Source organism: Rhodobacteraceae bacterium S2214 (assembly GCA_025141675.1).
Lineage (GTDB): Bacteria > Pseudomonadota > Alphaproteobacteria > Rhodobacterales > Rhodobacteraceae > Yoonia.
Genome location: CP081161.1, coordinates 1,939,513 through 1,955,664, shown reverse-complemented (window position 1 = coordinate 1,955,664; position 16,152 = coordinate 1,939,513). Strand labels below are relative to the sequence as shown.

At 56.8% G+C, this 16,152-nt stretch carries 17 protein-coding genes; 5 read left to right on the top strand and 12 right to left on the bottom strand.

Translation table 11 applies throughout. The annotated features are described in order from the left end of the window. Nucleotides 1-23: 23 nt before the first annotated feature. Nucleotides 24-728 (top strand): transcriptional repressor LexA, encoded by a 705-nt coding sequence (gene lexA, locus K3729_09780; GenBank protein ID UWR01006.1) that lies wholly within the window; start codon nt 24-26, stop codon nt 726-728. Here the strand turns inward: lexA and K3729_09775 are convergent. Further along, nucleotides 722-2,821, bottom strand: a complete 2,100-nt coding sequence (locus tag K3729_09775) for a ComEC family competence protein (GenBank protein ID UWR01005.1) — start codon at nt 2,819-2,821, stop codon at nt 722-724. The two genes, lexA and K3729_09775, sit on opposite strands and share 7 nt — an antisense overlap. Nucleotides 2,822-2,930: 109 nt before the next feature. On the opposite strand from K3729_09775, the gene gltX reads away from it, so the two are divergent. The 4 genes from gltX to K3729_09755 all read left to right on the top strand — a co-directional run bounded on the left by gltX (nt 2,931) and on the right by K3729_09755 (nt 7,330). Next, nucleotides 2,931-4,334 (top strand): glutamate--tRNA ligase, encoded by a 1,404-nt coding sequence (gene gltX / locus K3729_09770; protein ID UWQ97778.1) that lies wholly within the window; start codon nt 2,931-2,933, stop codon nt 4,332-4,334. 94 nt (nt 4,335-4,428) lie between these two features. Next, nucleotides 4,429-5,724, top strand: coding sequence for a citrate (Si)-synthase (gltA, locus tag K3729_09765; protein UWQ97777.1), 1,296 nt, complete (start codon nt 4,429-4,431; stop codon nt 5,722-5,724). Between the two features lie 34 nt (nt 5,725-5,758). Continuing rightward, on the top strand, nt 5,759-6,253 hold the full coding sequence (locus K3729_09760; protein ID UWQ97776.1) for a GNAT family N-acetyltransferase: 495 nt from the start codon (nt 5,759-5,761) through the stop codon (nt 6,251-6,253). 108 nt (nt 6,254-6,361) lie between these two features. Continuing rightward, a complete protein-coding gene (locus K3729_09755; protein ID UWQ97775.1) occupies nt 6,362-7,330 on the top strand; it encodes a VCBS domain-containing protein in 969 nt (322 codons plus the stop codon). Nucleotides 7,331-7,336: 6 nt separating this feature from the next. Here the strand turns inward: K3729_09755 and K3729_09750 are convergent, their stop codons facing one another. From K3729_09750 to K3729_09700, 11 genes are all read right to left on the bottom strand, one after another. Beyond that, nucleotides 7,337-8,113, bottom strand: coding sequence for an enoyl-CoA hydratase/isomerase family protein (locus tag K3729_09750; protein UWQ97774.1), 777 nt, complete (start codon nt 8,111-8,113; stop codon nt 7,337-7,339). 88 nt (nt 8,114-8,201) lie between these two features. Next, on the bottom strand, nt 8,202-8,645 hold the full coding sequence (locus K3729_09745) for a cytochrome c-type biogenesis protein CcmH (protein UWQ97773.1): 444 nt from the start codon (nt 8,643-8,645) through the stop codon (nt 8,202-8,204). Continuing rightward, nucleotides 8,642-10,618: a heme lyase CcmF/NrfE family subunit gene (locus tag K3729_09740; protein UWQ97772.1), complete on the bottom strand. Its 1,977-nt coding sequence runs from the start codon at nt 10,616-10,618 to the stop codon at nt 8,642-8,644. The genes K3729_09745 and K3729_09740 overlap by 4 nt, the downstream gene beginning before the upstream one ends. Nucleotides 10,619-10,690: 72 nt before the next feature. Beyond that, nucleotides 10,691-10,894, bottom strand: coding sequence for a hemolysin XhlA family protein (locus K3729_09735; protein ID UWQ97771.1), 204 nt, complete (start codon nt 10,892-10,894; stop codon nt 10,691-10,693). After that, nucleotides 10,884-11,441 carry a holin family protein gene (locus tag K3729_09730; protein UWQ97770.1) on the bottom strand — a complete coding sequence of 186 codons (558 nt, stop codon included), beginning with the start codon at nt 11,439-11,441 and terminating at the stop codon, nt 10,884-10,886. Before K3729_09730 ends, K3729_09735 begins: the two co-directional genes overlap by 11 nt. After that, entirely contained in the window at nt 11,432-12,043 is a 612-nt protein-coding gene (locus tag K3729_09725; GenBank protein UWQ97769.1) for a peptidoglycan-binding protein, read from the bottom strand. Before K3729_09725 ends, K3729_09730 begins: the two co-directional genes overlap by 10 nt. Nucleotides 12,044-12,088: 45 nt before the next feature. Beyond that, nucleotides 12,089-12,556, bottom strand: a complete 468-nt coding sequence (ccmE, locus tag K3729_09720) for a cytochrome c maturation protein CcmE (protein UWQ97768.1) — start codon at nt 12,554-12,556, stop codon at nt 12,089-12,091. Beyond that, complete coding sequence (gene argC / locus K3729_09715; GenBank protein UWQ97767.1) at nt 12,553-13,596, bottom strand: N-acetyl-gamma-glutamyl-phosphate reductase; 1,044 nt, start codon at nt 13,594-13,596, stop codon at nt 12,553-12,555. The genes ccmE and argC overlap by 4 nt, the downstream gene beginning before the upstream one ends. 73 nt (nt 13,597-13,669) lie before the next feature. Next, the gene (locus K3729_09710) at nt 13,670-14,302 is read right to left on the bottom strand and encodes a VPLPA-CTERM sorting domain-containing protein (GenBank protein ID UWQ97766.1); all 633 of its coding nucleotides are present in this window, start codon (nt 14,300-14,302) and stop codon (nt 13,670-13,672) included. A 90-nt stretch (nt 14,303-14,392) separates the two neighbouring features. Next, a complete protein-coding gene (murI, locus tag K3729_09705) occupies nt 14,393-15,211 on the bottom strand; it encodes a glutamate racemase (protein UWQ97765.1) in 819 nt (272 codons plus the stop codon). Next, on the bottom strand, nt 15,189-16,094 hold the full coding sequence (locus K3729_09700) for a lysophospholipid acyltransferase family protein (protein ID UWQ97764.1): 906 nt from the start codon (nt 16,092-16,094) through the stop codon (nt 15,189-15,191). Before K3729_09700 ends, murI begins: the two co-directional genes overlap by 23 nt. Nucleotides 16,095-16,152 lie beyond the last annotated feature (58 nt).

The following is a 16,152-nucleotide window of genomic DNA, read 5'->3' as shown; positions in this document are numbered from 1 at the left end:
CCGACAACAATGGGAAACCGGCGATGCTTACGAAGAAACAACTCGACCTGCTCGAATTCATCCACGTCCGCGTGCAGCGCGATGGGGTACCGCCATCGTTTGATGAAATGAAGGAAGCGTTGGATCTGCGATCTAAATCGGGGATTCACCGGTTGATCACTGCACTTGAAGAACGAGGGTTCATTCGTCGCTTGGCACATCGTGCGCGTGCGCTGGAGATCGTGAAGATGCCGGACGCCCTGTCCCAAAAACTCGAAAAGAAAAGTGCAGGATTCACACCTCGCGTTGTTGAAGGCGGCAAACCCGATCAAACGCCACCGGCTGCGATGCCGGTTGAGGCGGACGGGTCTGTTAGTTTGCCTATGATGGGTCAGATTGCGGCTGGTGTGCCAATTGAAGCCATTGCGCATGCGTCCCATAACGTTGCTGTTCCCCATTCGATGCTTGGCAAAGGCGAACACTACGCCCTTGAGGTCAAAGGCGATTCCATGATCGAAGCCGGAATCAATAGCGGCGATGTTGTGATCATTCGCGAAACGACGACTGCTGATAACGGCGATATCGTTGTTGCGTTGGTCGAAGATCAGGAAGCGACGCTGAAGAAGTTTCGTCGGTCTAACGGCGCCATCGCTTTGGAAGCTGCGAACCCCGCTTATGAAACGCGTGTATTCCGCGATGATCAGGTGAAGGTGCAAGGTCGTCTGGTGGGTTTGATCCGCACCTACTGATCGGCTTGCGCAAACTGCGGGCGATCGCGTTGCAAAATAAACGATAAAGCGGCGGTATCCCCGTCGCTTTTTGCTGTCCAAGGGCGGTCGCCTGTCACGGCATGGGCTGATGTAATAGACAGATCGCCATCCTCGGTAAGTGACAGACCCAATGATCCCGTTTCGCGCAAGCGCCCGATATCAAAAACCGCACAAGGGCGTGGGCCAACTTCGCTCTGGTTGCTGATCAGGATATCCGCTCCGTCACACCCTTGAACCGCAGCAAGTGCCGTCTTTCCAGACACTTGCACGACTTTCCAGTCGCCAAGTTTTGTCGAAAAATGTCGCACGCGGCGTGTGATCCCGTCGCGCGTGGCTGCGATATCTTGCGCGACGGGTGCGCCGTCATTTTCAAGCCAAACACCTGTCACAAAACCATCCCCGCGCGGCTTGCTTAATGCACGGCCAGCGTCGGTCATACGCCCGATCATCCCACCGCTATCAGCGATCAAAATTGCCGGGCGCGTCGCTTGTGACCAAAACCCGAAGGCAACCAAAGCGACCGCGACGCCTACATATTTCAAACGGCCCTGCCATAGGATCAGCCACAGCAAACCGCCCGCGAGCACCGGAAGGACACACCACTGCGGTGCCACGACATGACCCACCGCGCCGTCCTGCGCCGACACGACGCTGGCTACCCATAATATCCATTTCAGACCGACGCCCATAATCGCGAGGCCAACCCAAGCGAACCCAAACGGTGCAAGACAAGCTGCCAAGACAGCGGCTGGCATGATCAACGCGCCCATCAACGGAACGCTCAGCAGGTTTGCGATCAGGCCGTAATGGGCGATTTGATTGAAGTGCGCGGCGGCGAAAGGCGCTGTAGCTACCCCTGCAACAAAGGACGAGATGACGACTGAAACGACGCCCCTGCTCCATTTGGGCCAATGTTGCCAGTTCACATGCCGCAGTTTCCGGAACACGAAAACAAGCGCTGTTGTGGCCGCGAAGGACATTTGAAAACCGGGACCGGTGAGCGCTTCGGGCTGCAACACCAAGATGATGATCGCGGCGATTGCGACGGCCCGCATCGTCAATGCTGGCCGTCCCAACATCACGGCGATCAACATGACTGAGACCATCGTAAACGCGCGTTCTGTCGCGACATTTCCGCCGGACAATGCCAGATATCCTGCCGCCGCCATCAGCGCACCAAATGCGGCTATCTTCTTGACTGGCCACAACAATCCAACGCGCGGGATCATCACGAGAATGAGACGCAGCACGGCAAACACAAAGCCTGTGAGCAGGCCCATATGCAGACCAGAGATCGCCAGAAGATGCGCCAGATTGGATGCCCTTAGGTTCGCCAACGTCTCTTGCGACATGCCTGATCGGTCGCCGCTCATGATGGCGGCTGCGAATGCCCCCGCTTCGCCCTGCAGCGTATTCTGCACCCCGCGCGATACCGCCATACGCGCCTCGAACACGCGCAATCCAAAGCCGCCCTTTTCCGCAGGAGCCAATCGGATCAAGGGGTTACGGGTGTATCCGACCGCCCCAAGTTGCGCGAACCATGCGTGCCGTTGGAAATCAAAACCACCCGGCTCCGCGGGACCCGAAGGCGGTGACAGATGCCCTGTGGTCGCTAATATCTGCCCCGGTCTGACAGGTACGGCGGGCATGGCCCCGTGAATGGAAATGCGCACCCGTTCGGGTGTTCGGTCTGGCGAGAGGCGGTTGAGAAATACCTGATCCAAGGTTAGCCGCAGCGCATCGCTGGCCGACCTGTCGATCCCCACGACGCGGCCTTCGATTGGCCCGTAGTAGCGGAACGACAGGACCGGTTCGGCGACGGCTTCGGTTCGCCATTTTGCCACGCCGACCCCTGCCCCGATCAGCGCCAATGCCAGCAAAATCGGCCTGTGACCCACGTGCACAATGCGTGCACAACCCGTGCACAGCAGTGCCGTGGCTAAAACGGTCATCACAAACGGCCAAGACGGTTCAAACCGGATCGCGAAATACCAACCGATCCCGCAGGCCAAGCAAAGCGGCACCCAGCCAATCAAATGGCCCCGCTGCGCAAGCAATGCGCCAGTCAACAAGTCACTGATATTCGCAAGCGGGCGCACTTGTCCTCCGCCGGTTTGCTGCGTATTCCGCAGGTCTGATCCACACCATGTCCAATCATGGTGAACGAAAGGTTAAAATCCGATGTCTGATACACCCGTCGTCACACGTTTCGCTCCGTCGCCCACCGGTGCATTGCACATTGGTGGCGCCCGCACCGCTTTGTTCAACTGGCTTTATGCCCGTGGTCGCGGCGGCAAATTTGTGCTGCGGATCGAAGACACGGACAAAGCGCGGTCAACGGACGAGAATACCAAAGCAATTTTGGATGGTCTGACGTGGCTTGGGCTTGATTGGGATGGTGAGCCGGTGTCGCAAGCCGCGCGCGCGGATCGCCATGTTGAAGTGGCCCAGCAGATGCTGGCCGACGGCACAGCGTTCAAATGTTTTGCTACCCAAGACGAGATTGAAGCGTTCCGCGAAGATGCCCGTGCGAACAAGACCTCGACGCTGTTCCGGTCGCCTTGGCGCAATGTGGCAGAGGCCGATCACCCCGACCTGCCCTATGCGGTTCGTGTGAAGGCCCCGCGCGACGGGTCCACGACTTTGCACGACGAAGTGCAAGGCGATGTGACGTGGTCGAATGACCAACTCGACGATATGATCATTCTACGGTCTGACGGTACGCCTGTTTATATGCTGGCCGTTGTTGTGGACGATCACGATATGGGCGTGACCCATGTGATCCGTGGCGATGACCATCTTGCGAACGCATTCCGCCAGAACATGATTTATGACGCGATGGGCTGGGATAAACCGACGCTCGCGCACATCCCGCTGATCTTCGGACCGGACGGCAAGAAATTGTCGAAACGCCACGGCGCGACTGGTGCCGCTGAATATCAGGCGATGGGTTATCCGGCGGCTGGCATGCGGAATTATCTGGCGCGACTGGGCTGGAGCCACGGCGACGACGAATTTTTCAGCGATGCGCAGGCAAAAGAGTGGTTTGATCTGGACGGAATCGGCAAGTCGCCATCGCGTTTTGATTTCAAAAAACTGGACAACATTTGCGGTCAGCACATTGCAGTCGCAGACGATGCTGCACTGCTGCACGAAATTGAGGCATTCCTAGCGGCAACTGACGCCACGGCACTGACAGCACAGCAACGTGAAGGGTTAAACGCCGCGTTGTATTGCCTGAAAGAACGCGCGAAGAAATTGCCAGATGTCCTTGATAAGGCACACTTTGTCCTGACTTCACGTCCCATCGTACCGGACGAGAAATCAGCGAAATCACTTGATGATGTACACAAAGGTATACTGAGAGAATTGACGCCGCAGTTGCAAAATGCTACGTGGTCCCGAGACGCCTTGGAGGGTGTCGTTTCTTCCGTGGCAGAGGCCAATGAGACGAAACTCGGCAAGCTGGCAGCCCCGTTACGTGCGGTGCTTGCAGGGCGAACCGCGACTCCAAGCGTGTTTGATATGATGCTTGTTCTTGGCAAGGATGAAACGTTGGCGCGTCTGCAAGACGCCACAGCCTGAAACCTTTTCGTTACGTTTCATCGTTACGGGAGACATGAACAACGCGACCACGCCGCGCAGGCCAGAATGGATTGCGCTTCAGAAGGGGAATAAAATGACCGACACACCTAAGACCGCGACGCTCACGATTGATGGGCAGAGCTACGAACTGCCGATCCACTCCCCGACTGCTGGTCCTGACGTTATCGACATCCGCAAGCTGTACGCGCAAGCGGGTGTTTTCACATATGACCCAGGTTTTACGTCGACTGCGGCCTGTGACAGCACGATTACGTTCATCGATGGTGACAAAGGCGAATTGCTGCACCGTGGTTATCCGATCGACCAGTTGGCTGGTCAGTCGCATTATCTCGAAGTGTGCTACGCACTGCTGTACGGCGATCTGCCGGATGCCGAAACGCTTGAGAAGTTCGAAAAGCTTGTGACCAATCACACGATGATCCACGAGCAGATGCATAACTTCTTCCGTGGTTTCCGCCGTGATGCGCACCCAATGGCCACTATGGTTGGTGTTGTGGGCGCGATGTCTGCATTCTACCATGACAGCACGGACATTAACGACGAACACCAGCGTGAAGTTGCGTCGATCCGCCTGATCGCGAAGATGCCAACAATTGCTGCGATGGCTTACAAGTATTCCATCGGTCAGCCGTTCGTGTACCCGCGCAACGATCTGGATTACGCGTCCAACTTCCTGAACATGTGTTTCTCTGTACCTGCGGAAGACTACAAGGTTGATCCGGTGCTTGCCAAAGCGATGGACCGTATCTTTACACTGCACGCAGATCACGAACAGAACGCGTCTACGTCTACTGTGCGTTTGGCATCGTCTTCTGGCGCGAACCCGTTTGCTTGTATCGCTGCTGGTATTGCGTGTCTGTGGGGCCCTGCCCATGGTGGTGCGAACCAGGCGTGTTTGGAAATGCTCAAGGAAATCGGTTCTGTTGACCGTATTCCTGAATTCATCGCACGTGCGAAAGACAAGAACGACAGCTATCGCCTGATGGGCTTTGGCCACCGCGTTTACAAAAACTTCGACCCACGGGCGACCGTGATGAAGGAAAGCGCCGACGAAGTGCTCGAACTGCTGGGTGTTGAAGACAACCCACTGTTGCAGGTCGCGATGGAGCTTGAAAAGCAGGCGCTGGCTGATCCGTATTTCGCCGAAAAGAAACTGTTCCCGAACGTCGATTTCTATTCCGGCATCATTTTGGAAGCGATGGGTTTCCCAACATCCATGTTCACGCCGATCTTCGCGATGGCCCGGACTGTTGGCTGGATTTCCCAGTGGAAAGAACAGCTGGACGATCCACAGCTGAAAATTGGTCGTCCGCGTCAGTTGTACAAGGGTGAGACTGCCCGCGATTATGTCGCACCAGACAAGCGCTAAGACTTTGGGGTCGCCTTCGGGCGGCCCTTTTCACATGCTGACCACTGAACGCCTTATTCTACGCTCCGCGCGCCAAGATGATCTGCTGGATCTCCACGCGATTTTTCGCGATCCGCGGGCGATGCAGTATTGGTCGACCCCACCCCATGACAGCCCCGAGCGGACCCAAGAAAATCTGGACCGGATGATGGCCGCAACCGATCCGTTGCTCTATTTCGTGATTGAAATGGATGGCACAGTCGTGGGCACCGCAGGCGGTCACGGCGAGGGCGAAGTTGGGTTTATCCTGCATCCGGACTATTGGCGGCGCGGAATCGTGCAAGAAGCTATGCGCGCGATTTTGCCTCACATCTGGAACGCGACTTCGCTGACACGTGTTTTTGCGGATGTTGATCCGAACAATACCGCTTCGACCGGATTATTGATTGCGCTTGGGTTTCACGAAACCCACCGTGCGCCAAACACCTATTGTATCAACGGGTTATGGTCTGACAGCGTTTATTTCGCGCTTGACCGGCCCACATCTTAACCCGATCAAAATCAGTTTTGCCGTAGTTTCAGGCGATTGCGGACAACTTTCGGTCGCAATCCGCTTTTACCGATGCGCTACAAGAAAATTTTTGAAAGATGGATACACATGAGCGGATGTACAGCCCCAGCAACGTCAATGAGCTTCACCCTTGAAGGTCAGGTCAATGTCAGCATCACAATTACCGAAGTTGACGGCAATTTACAGTTCGATTTGCAAGTGCTCGACGACACTGGTGAAATTGGCGACCTGAACGCAATTTACTTTGACCTGTTCGACGATAGCCTCACAGGTGGCCTGAGCGTGACAGGTGACGACGTCACAGGAACGGCATTCAAAGTTGACGGCGTGACGAAAGTTGACAACTTCACAAACATGAACGGCGAAGTCGTCAAGGACTACGGCAAGTTCGACGGTGGCGTTCAGTTCGGCACACAGGGTATGAGCACTGACGATATCCGTAGCACGTCATTCACACTGTCACACGACACGGTGGATCTGTCCTTGGCTGATTTCAACCTTCAGGACTTTGGCGCGCGCCTGACGTCCGTTGGTACAGAAGACGGCGCACGGGAAGATTCACTGAAACTAGGTGGCACAGCCCCAGAAGTGCCAGAAGGCCCAACCGAGCCAACAGAAGCAGCCGTCGACGATACCATGACCGTCTTGGAAACTGCCGGGTTTGGCCGTGGCGACACGTTCGATTTCCTCGATTCTGGAGAAGCGTCGATCCTTGCCAATGATCTTGGCGATTGCGACGATCCCTACACCGGGTCTGTGGTCAGCATGAACGGTACAACCATCGATCCGATGAGCACGCAAAGCACACCGACGATCATCGCAGGTGACAATGGCGGAATGTTGCAAATCACAGCCGACGGCGCGATCAATTTCTCTGCTGACAGCGTCGATGGCACCAACACTTTTGCCGCGCTGAATGACGGCGAATCCGCTGTAACGAACTTTGTCTACACTCTCGAGGGCGGTTCGACTGCGACCCTTGAGGTCACAGTCAATGGCATCGGCACCGACGGTGGTGGTGGCGGCGGCGGCGAAACCGACGCCTTCATGATGTAAGAACCTTTAGCGGCCCTCGTACACCGGGGGCCGTTTTTGCAGGAAGGATACGACGCCTTCTTGGAAGTCGCGTGTTTGGCCGCATTTGCCCTGCAACTTAGCTTCGAGTGCAAGTTGCTGTTCGAATGTATTCCCGCTGGATTCGCGCAGTGCCGTCTTCACGTGGGAATAAGCCACTGTCGGCCCTGCAGCCAGTTTGGCCGCCCGTGCCTGCCAATGCGTTTCAAATTCATCGGCCGCGACGCATTCATAGATCATGCCCCAATCGGCCGCCTGTTCCGCACTGATTTTGTCCGCGAACAACGCAGCGCCCATCGCACGCGCGGTCCCGATCTGGCGCGGCAGGAAGTGCGTGCCGCCCGCATCAGGGATCAGGCCGATGCGTGTGAAGGCCTGTACGAAATAGGCCGCATCGCTTGCAATCACCACGTCGAACGCCAAAGCGAGGTTCGCACCTGCACCCGCTGCTGGGCCGTTCACCGCCGCAATTGTCGGGATTTTGCAGTCAACGATGGCCCTCAGCATCGGCACGTATTCGTCCCGCAACGTCCGTTCCAGATCGAGTGCTGCCGCATTGCCGCCGTCGCCCAAATCCTGACCGGAGCAGAAGGATTTCCCCTGCCCCGTCATCACCAGCACCCGCGCTTCGGCTTCGGCGGCTTTGACTGCGTGCGTGATTTCGGCGCGCATCTGTGTGTTCAACGCGTTCATGACCTCAGGCCGGCGCAGCGTAATCACCGCCACGTCGTTTCTGATCCAAAGTTTGATTGCCCGATATTCCATGTTCACATTCCTTGACTGCCGCTGACCAGATCAGCCGCTTTGGGTGTAATCTAGTGAACCCGTCAGTCTAGAAAAGAGGAACCGAACGTTACGACCGCAAAATCTTGTCTAATGCGGTCTGTTCTTCGTCGGTGAGCGTGCCGTTGGGCGTTTCAGGCTTACGTCGGATGGTAGACCACCCGATCCCGAGCGCCGCAAGGAACAAGCCGGGTGCGGCCAGCCATAAGATCCAGTTCGCGCCGGAGACCGTTGGCGTCAGCAGCACATATTCACCGTAGCGGGCCACGAGGTAGTCCAAAATGTCCTGATCGCTGTCGCCCGCGACGAGGCGTTCCCGCACGATGATCCGCAGTTCTTTCGACAGGGCCGCGTTGGATTCGTCGATGCTTTCGTTCTGGCAGATCGGACAGCGCAGCCCTGCGGACAGATCGCGGGCACGGTTTTCCAACACCGGATCGTCAAGCATTTCCGATGGTTCCACGGCCCACAACGGAGATGCGAGCAAAGTCAGGGTGAGGATCAGACGTTTCATTCTGCTGGTACCGCCGCTGTCCGTTTCGGCTTTGCCGCACCTGCTCCGACGCGCAGCCTGCGGTCGGTCAAGGAGATCAGTGCGCCCAAAGCCATCAGCATGCAGCCGCCCCAGATCCAGTTTGCGAAGGGTTTGATATAGATACGCATCGCGTAGCCGCCGTTTGCCTGCGGTTCGCCAATCACGACGTAGAGATCGCGTAAGATGCCGTTGCGGATCGCCGCTTCGGTCGTTGGCATTTGCGCGACAGGATAGAACCGTTTTTCGGGGTACATCACGGTGATGTCACGCCCGTTCTTTGCAACGCCCACTTCGGCCATTGTGGTCACGTAGTTCGGCCCTTCTGCGCGAATTACGTCCTGCAAGGTGAATGTGTAGGCCCCGACGTCGTAGCTATCGCCAAGGTCCGCCACGCGGATATCTTCGGTTTCCCAAGCAAGGATCGCGGCCACACCAAAGGTTGTGACACCGACGCCGATATGCGCGACCGATTTGCCCCAATCCGCGCGCGGCAGACGTTTGATCCGGCGCCAACGGCCTGCAAGGTTTTCACGCCCGCCGCGCAGCCACAGATCAAGCAGCGCGCCGCCCACGACCCAGACGCCAAGCGCTACGCCGACTGGTCCAAGTGCGGACCGCCCGCTTTGCAGCGCATATGCCAAGGCCCCGAGTGAAATCGCGAGCAATGCCCAGCCCCAGAGCGGCTTTTTCGCGCGTGTCAGCGTGCCACGTTTCCATGCCAGCAATGATCCCAGCGGCAAAACCAAGGCCAGCGCGACCATGAACGGTGAAAAGGCTGCGTCGAAAAACGGCGGGCCAACGGACAGGGTACGTCCCCAAACCATTTCGGCCACTAAAGGCCAGATGGTGCCGATGAAGACGACAAAACAGGACACGGCCAGCAGGATGTTATTCAGGACAAGCGCGCTTTCGCGGCTGACCGTGCCAAACACGCCGTTTGCAGCCAGTACCCGTGCGCGGGCCGCATAAAGCGTGAGTGACCCGCCTACGAAAAACGCGAGGATCGCGAGGATGAAGACGCCGCGTTCTGGATCATTTGCGAAGGCATGTACGGACGTCAGAAGGCCGGACCGCACGATGAAAGTGCCGAGCAGAGAGAAGCCGAATGCGAGGATAGCCAACAGGATCGTCCAGCTTTTCAACGCTTCACGTTTTTCAACAACGATCGCGGAATGCAGCAAGGCGGCTGCAATCAGCCATGGCATGAAGGACGCATTTTCAACCGGATCCCAGAACCAGAAACCGCCCCAGCCAAGTTCATAATACGCCCACCATGACCCAAGTGCGATGCCCACAGTCAGGAACATCCACGCGGCCAATGTCCAAGGGCGTACCCAACGACCCCATGCGGCGTCCACGCGGCCTTCGATCAGGGCGGCGACGGCGAACGAAAACGCCATGCTGAGGCCCACGTAGCCGAGGTACAGAAATGGCGGATGAAACGCGAGACCTGGGTCTTGCAAGAGCGGGTTTAGGTCCTGGCCGTCAAACGGCGGTAAAGCCAGCCGGTCAAACGGGTTCGATGTGAACAGGATGAAAGCGTAAAACGCGACGGATACCGCCGATTGCACCGCCAACACGCGGGCACGCAGAGTTTCGGGCAGACCGCCGTCAAACCAAGCGGCACAGCCGCCGAACAGCGTCAGGATCAACAGCCAGAGCAGCATCGACCCTTCGTGGTTGCCCCAAACGCCGCTGATTTTATAGAGCATGGGTTTCAGGCTATGCGAATTTGTCGCCACCACGCGCAGCGAAAAATCGGATGTGACAAATGCCCACGTCAGGGCGGCGAAGGCAAAGCCGACCAAGATGAACTGTGAGGTCGCTGCGGGTTGCGCCATGGCCATCCACCCGCGCCAGCCTTTATGGGCTCCGACCAATGGAATAACTGTCTGCGCAATCGCGACAACAAAAGCGAGGATGAGGGCGAAATGGGCGAGTTCATTTATCATACGCCCGATATAGCACCGCCCCTCATTCTAGGACAGGCACATCTTGCGGACGGATTGTCACATTTCTGCGGGTTACAAGTTCAGCCCGCCTTGCAATACAAAGGCGACTGCCGACATCAGCAACCCGCCGATCACAAGCCGCACCAGCCATTTGAGCGTATCTTCAATATAACCAAGCCGATCCGCGACATTGTCGCGGTGCACTTCGTTCACGGCACCGCGCGTTTCCAAGGCGTTCAATCGCAGGTCCACCTTTGCGATCCAATCATGATCCATTTTGTGCCTGCCATTCCTGAAGCGCTGCGTTTTCCGTGGTGAATGTCAGCGGTTTTGCTTGGGTCGAAGGTGGCGCTGTTGGTGCATCAGCTGTGAGCGCCTGAATATTTGCGGTCACCTGTCCGGTGCGTGCCATCGTGTCCGCAATGGATTGCTGAAATTCTTGCCCCTTGGCCTGATGCCGTGCCCCAAAATAGAAACTGACAATGGCGCCCATCAGCCACCACAGCGGCTCTGGCACCAGTGCAAGACCTTGCATCCGTGCGGCAAACCAAATTGGATCGACCATCGATGCGGCGACCAACGCCAAGGTGCCAAAGGCCATCAATGGGCGCGGTAGACGGTTCAACCCGTCAATGAAGCGGTCGAACCATCCCTTGCGATTGCCGGAGAATTCGGCCGCGAACTGACGCAGGACTGCGGTTTGGACGTCCGCTGCACGCGCGCCTGCGTTTTCGCTGTTTTCCCGAAACACCTCAGCCGTTTCGGCCAAGACATTGCGATGATTGCCAAAAAGCATACCCATGAAATCTGTAATTAGCCCCATGATGCGATCCTTTGTGCATGTTGCGCCGCTGTCAGGTGAAACCGTTCGGCGATGAATTCTTCGGCGCGGGTGATCCAGCCGCCTTTGCCACCATCGCGGCGTCGGGCATATTTCCGGCTGGCGACGCGACTGTCCGCGAGGGCGTAGTAGTAATTGCGGCGGGCGATCCCGTAGGCATCTGCGATATGATCAGGCGCTGCGGCGGCCGCGCGGTTGGCAGCCGCGATGGTTTGCGGACCGATGACGCCATCGACTGTAACAGTGATCCGCATCTCATTGAAAAGTCGCTGTAAAACCTTCACAGCGTGCGATCCCGCGTTTACATACATATCAAACACGCTGGCCTGCAGGACGACCGGCAAGGCGTCGATGCGGGGCCGCGTGAAGTAGTGTTCTACGAAAATCGCTTCGGCTTGTTCACGGGTCAGACGCCGGACATCGCCTGCGTCCACGTCACCGTCGCCGTCTAAGTCCAGCCCCAAGCGCCGCATCGTATGGATCGTGACGCCAAAGTTCGTGGCCCCGCCCGGATCGTCAGGGTCGTTCACATAGCCGCCTTCGCGGGCGACGATGTCTCGGGCGATGTCTTGGATGGTTTGCATGTGTGCTGTCCTCTGCCTGCTTACGGCAAAGGTCAGCGCAATTGGTTAATTGGTTACGTCACCAGCGTCCGGTGCCACGTATTGCCCCTGTTCTTTCAGGGCGTCGATGACTTCCTTAGGCATGTAGGTTTCGTCATGTCTTGCAAGGATTTCAACAGCTTCGAACGTACCGTTCACGTAGCGCCCTTGGCCTACCATGCCTTGTCCGTCGCCGAACAGATCAGGCAAAATACCCGTATACACGACCGGAATGACAGCACCGCCATCTGTCACGTCGAAGCGCACGGTTTCGCCCACATCGCTTTCAATTGACCCTTCCACGATCAATCCACCGATGCGGAACAGTTCATTCGGCGGCGGAGGCGATTCTGCGACTTCTGATGGGGAGCGGAAGAACTGGAACGATTCTTCTGGCAACATCGCGAGGATCACAAGGATCGCCGCCACACAAACACCGGCCAATCCGATGACCTGAATGCGGCGGGTTTTCTTGAGACTTTTCAATCCGCTCATGGGAACACCGGTGCCATTGTCAGGCCCGCAGTTTCATCAAGACCCAGCATCAGGTTCGCGTTCTGAACAGCCTGCCCAGACGACCCTTTACACAGGTTATCAAGAACAGAGGTCACGAGCACGCGCCCTGAAATCCGGTCTTGGCTGACGCCAATATGGCAATAGTTCGATCCCATCACGTGCCCCGTCCCCGGTTGCTGGCCAAACGGCAGCACCACGACGAACGGTTCATCCTTATAGGCGGCAGCAAGCGCGTCGTGCACTGCCTGCCCGTCACCCTTCACATAACAAGTGGCAAGGATACCGCGGCTGAGTGGGACAAGATGCGGCGTAAACTGAATTTCGACTTTGCGGCCTGCAATTTCGGTGAATTCCTGATCGAACTCGCCGAGATGACGGTGTTTCCCGCCGTGGGCGTAGCCCTGCACGTCGGTAGCCCGTTCAGTGAACAACATGTTTTCCTTGGACGCACGGCCCGCACCCGAAATCCCGTTTTTGAGATCGCAAATGATGTCGTCCAGATCAATCACACCAGCGGCAATCAACGGGCGCAGCGCGAATTGTACAGTGGCCGCGTTACAGCCGGTGCCCGCGACAAGGCGCGCACCTTTTATCTGCTCGCGGTAAAATTCGGTCAGTCCGTAAACGGCGGTCTTTTGCAGCTCAACGGCCACATGCGGGGCACCATACCATTTTTCGTAGTCAGCCGGATCGCGCAGCCGGAAATCGGCGCCGAGATCAACAACTTTCACATGCTCGGGCAGGTCCCGTACCAGTGCCTGGGACAGCCCGTGTGGCAGTGCCGCGAACACGAGGTCTATGCCCGCAAAATCGATCTCATCCAGTTTCACCAAGGGCGGCAAATTCATGTGACGCAAATGTGGGAACACGTCGGCCATCGCCTGACCGGCTTTGCGCTCTGCAGATAGGGCTACAATCTCGAACGACGGATGCGTCGCGATGATACGGACGAGTTCGGCCCCAGTGTAGCCAGACGCCCCGAGGATCGCGATTTTTTGTGTAACTTGATCTTGTGTCACCGGCCTGCCCTATTGCTGTGGTCCTACGTTATGTGGCGTGGACACACGGCAGATGCAAGTCACGCAGCCGCGATCAGGCCAGAAGTGGGGCTGTCTTGCGACGTCGTAACGCAGCCATGCCACCCAACGCGCCGATCAGCAACAAACCAGCGGCAGGCACCGGAACTGGTGACGGATCAACTGACGCCGAATTGCCCGGTACGATTACGCCAAAGGAAAACGCTTGGCTTGCGAATGTCGGCAAGATGCTGACGTACAGGTCACCGCCTGCGTATCCAGCCCCAAGAGAATAAGACAAGGTTTGTGACACGACAGCGCCGGCGACATTGAACGGATCAAAGGACAAATCAAAATCGTTGCCGCCTGCCGGATTGAGCGGATTACCATCATACGCCCAGCCTGGGGCAGTTTCTTTGATGCGAACGCTCCCGCCACCATTCTGAAAGCCAGACAACCCGTTCGGGTCTGCGAGGTTGAAGTTAAACGTCAACGTCTGCGCGCCCGCACTGAGACTCGTGAAGTGCAGAAAATCAAAATCCGCTGCAGACACCGTGCCAGTGACTGTCGTCACGTCACTTCCAATAACTGTTGGGGAATTGAACGAGGATCCAAAGCCGCCCGCGATATCGGATTCATTTAAGGTTGCAGCTTGGCCTAAAGAAGCCGTGCCCAGAAACGCAGCCATGCAAAATCGTAATAAACGCATTTATCGAATCCATTATTGGTCCATTAACGATTTGTTAACGTCCAATTCGGGCACGACTGCGGCGTGAATTTGGTAATTGGCTGTCGTTGTCTACGGGTAAGCTGCTGTAAACGTAATTTCTTTGCGCAGAAATTGTGTTGCATTGCGCGACACACGCTTAGGATCACCAGTCGTTAAAAACAGGCTATCTGTTCCCGCCCCGATCATCTCTGGACGTCGCCCAAGGTAGTCTGCAAGGCTTTCCGCGACGAGGTTCGCTTGGCTGAACACTTTGACGTTTTCGCCCAATGCATCCTGAAATGTCTCGGCCATCAACGGATAATGAGTGCAGCCCAAAATCGCGGCATCCGGTTTCGGCATCTTACGGGTCAGTGCATCAACATGGCTGCGCACCAATGCGTCCGCCAAGATCAGATCGCCGTCTTCGATTGCGTCTACGACACCACCACAGGCCTGCGCTTCGACATCCACACCAATCGCACGGAACGCGAGCTCCCGCTGGAACGCGCGGCTGCGTACCGTTGCAGGGGTCGCGAACAAGGCCACGTGTTTGACATCTACTTCGCGCGGCGGCGAATTATCGCCCCATTGGCGTTCTGTTAGGGCTTCGATCAAAGGTACGAAAACGCCCAAGACGCGCTTTTCTTTCGGAATCCAGCTTTCCTGCATCCGGCGCAAAGCCGCCGCAGACGCCGTGTTACAGGCCAAAATCACCAGATCGCAGCCAGCATCCCATAGCCGTTCGACCGCTTGTGTCGTCAGGTTGTAGATATCGTCATCGGTGCGCACACCGTAGGGCGCATGGGCGTGATCACCGAAATACACGAACGGCACGTCCGGAAGGCGTTCTTGCACCGCATCCAGAACCGTTAAGCCCCCTACACCACTATCGAATATCCCGACTGCCATTTGACCGCCCCTTATACTTTGCCTCAAATTCATGGCCCAGTCTGGTTGGATCGACCGGGTCCCTGGACAGAGCATACGTGGCCTGACGCAAGAAATCCATCATGCCGTTGGGGTCTTTTTTGCGGGCGTCGATTTCATGTCGCGGAATCGGTTCGCCAATGACGACACGCACAGGTGCGTTGATTTTGTTACGGAATTCGCGGATCAGCAGCCCCATGCGCAGCGTATTGTGGATATGGCTGGCTAATTGGAACAACCGGCTGTTGTGTCCTTCGAAATAAATCGGCACCACAACCGCATCCGATTTTGCAATCATCTTGGCCGTGAAATTGCGCCACGTCGGGTCCATGGGGCGGCCGAAAGGTTTTGCTGAAGTCGAAACGGTGCCCCCCGGGAAAATGCCGATAGCACCGCCTTGCGCCAGATAATCAAGCGCATCTTTACGGGTTTGCATGTTCTGTTTAGCGGCCTCTTTTGTCTCATCAAAAGACACAGGCAGGATCACCTTTTCCAAGTCCGCAGACCGGCGAAAAATCCGGTGCGCCAAAACGCGGAAATCACCCTGTCGCCGATCAGACAGGATGCGGCCGAGCATCAGTCCGTCAAGAATGCCGTAAGGATGGTTGGCCACAACAATCACGGGCCTATCGCGCGGGATATTCTCGAGGGACCCGCCGATGATATCAAGCGTCAGGCCGTAACGATTTGTAATCACATGCCAAAAATCAGCGCCCCGTGCGACGTCGTGATCATATCCGCGCGCGCGCCGGATCAGCCGCAACCTACCAGATGCATTTTCCATGGTCCTGATAAGAACTTTGCCAGCCCGTCCTTTGGCCGAACTCGCATAGGAAATATCGCGCGCGATTTGATGTTTTGACATCACAGGACCTCTTCGTTTACGCGGTGCTACCGATAAATCGTAACACCGCGATGACAAG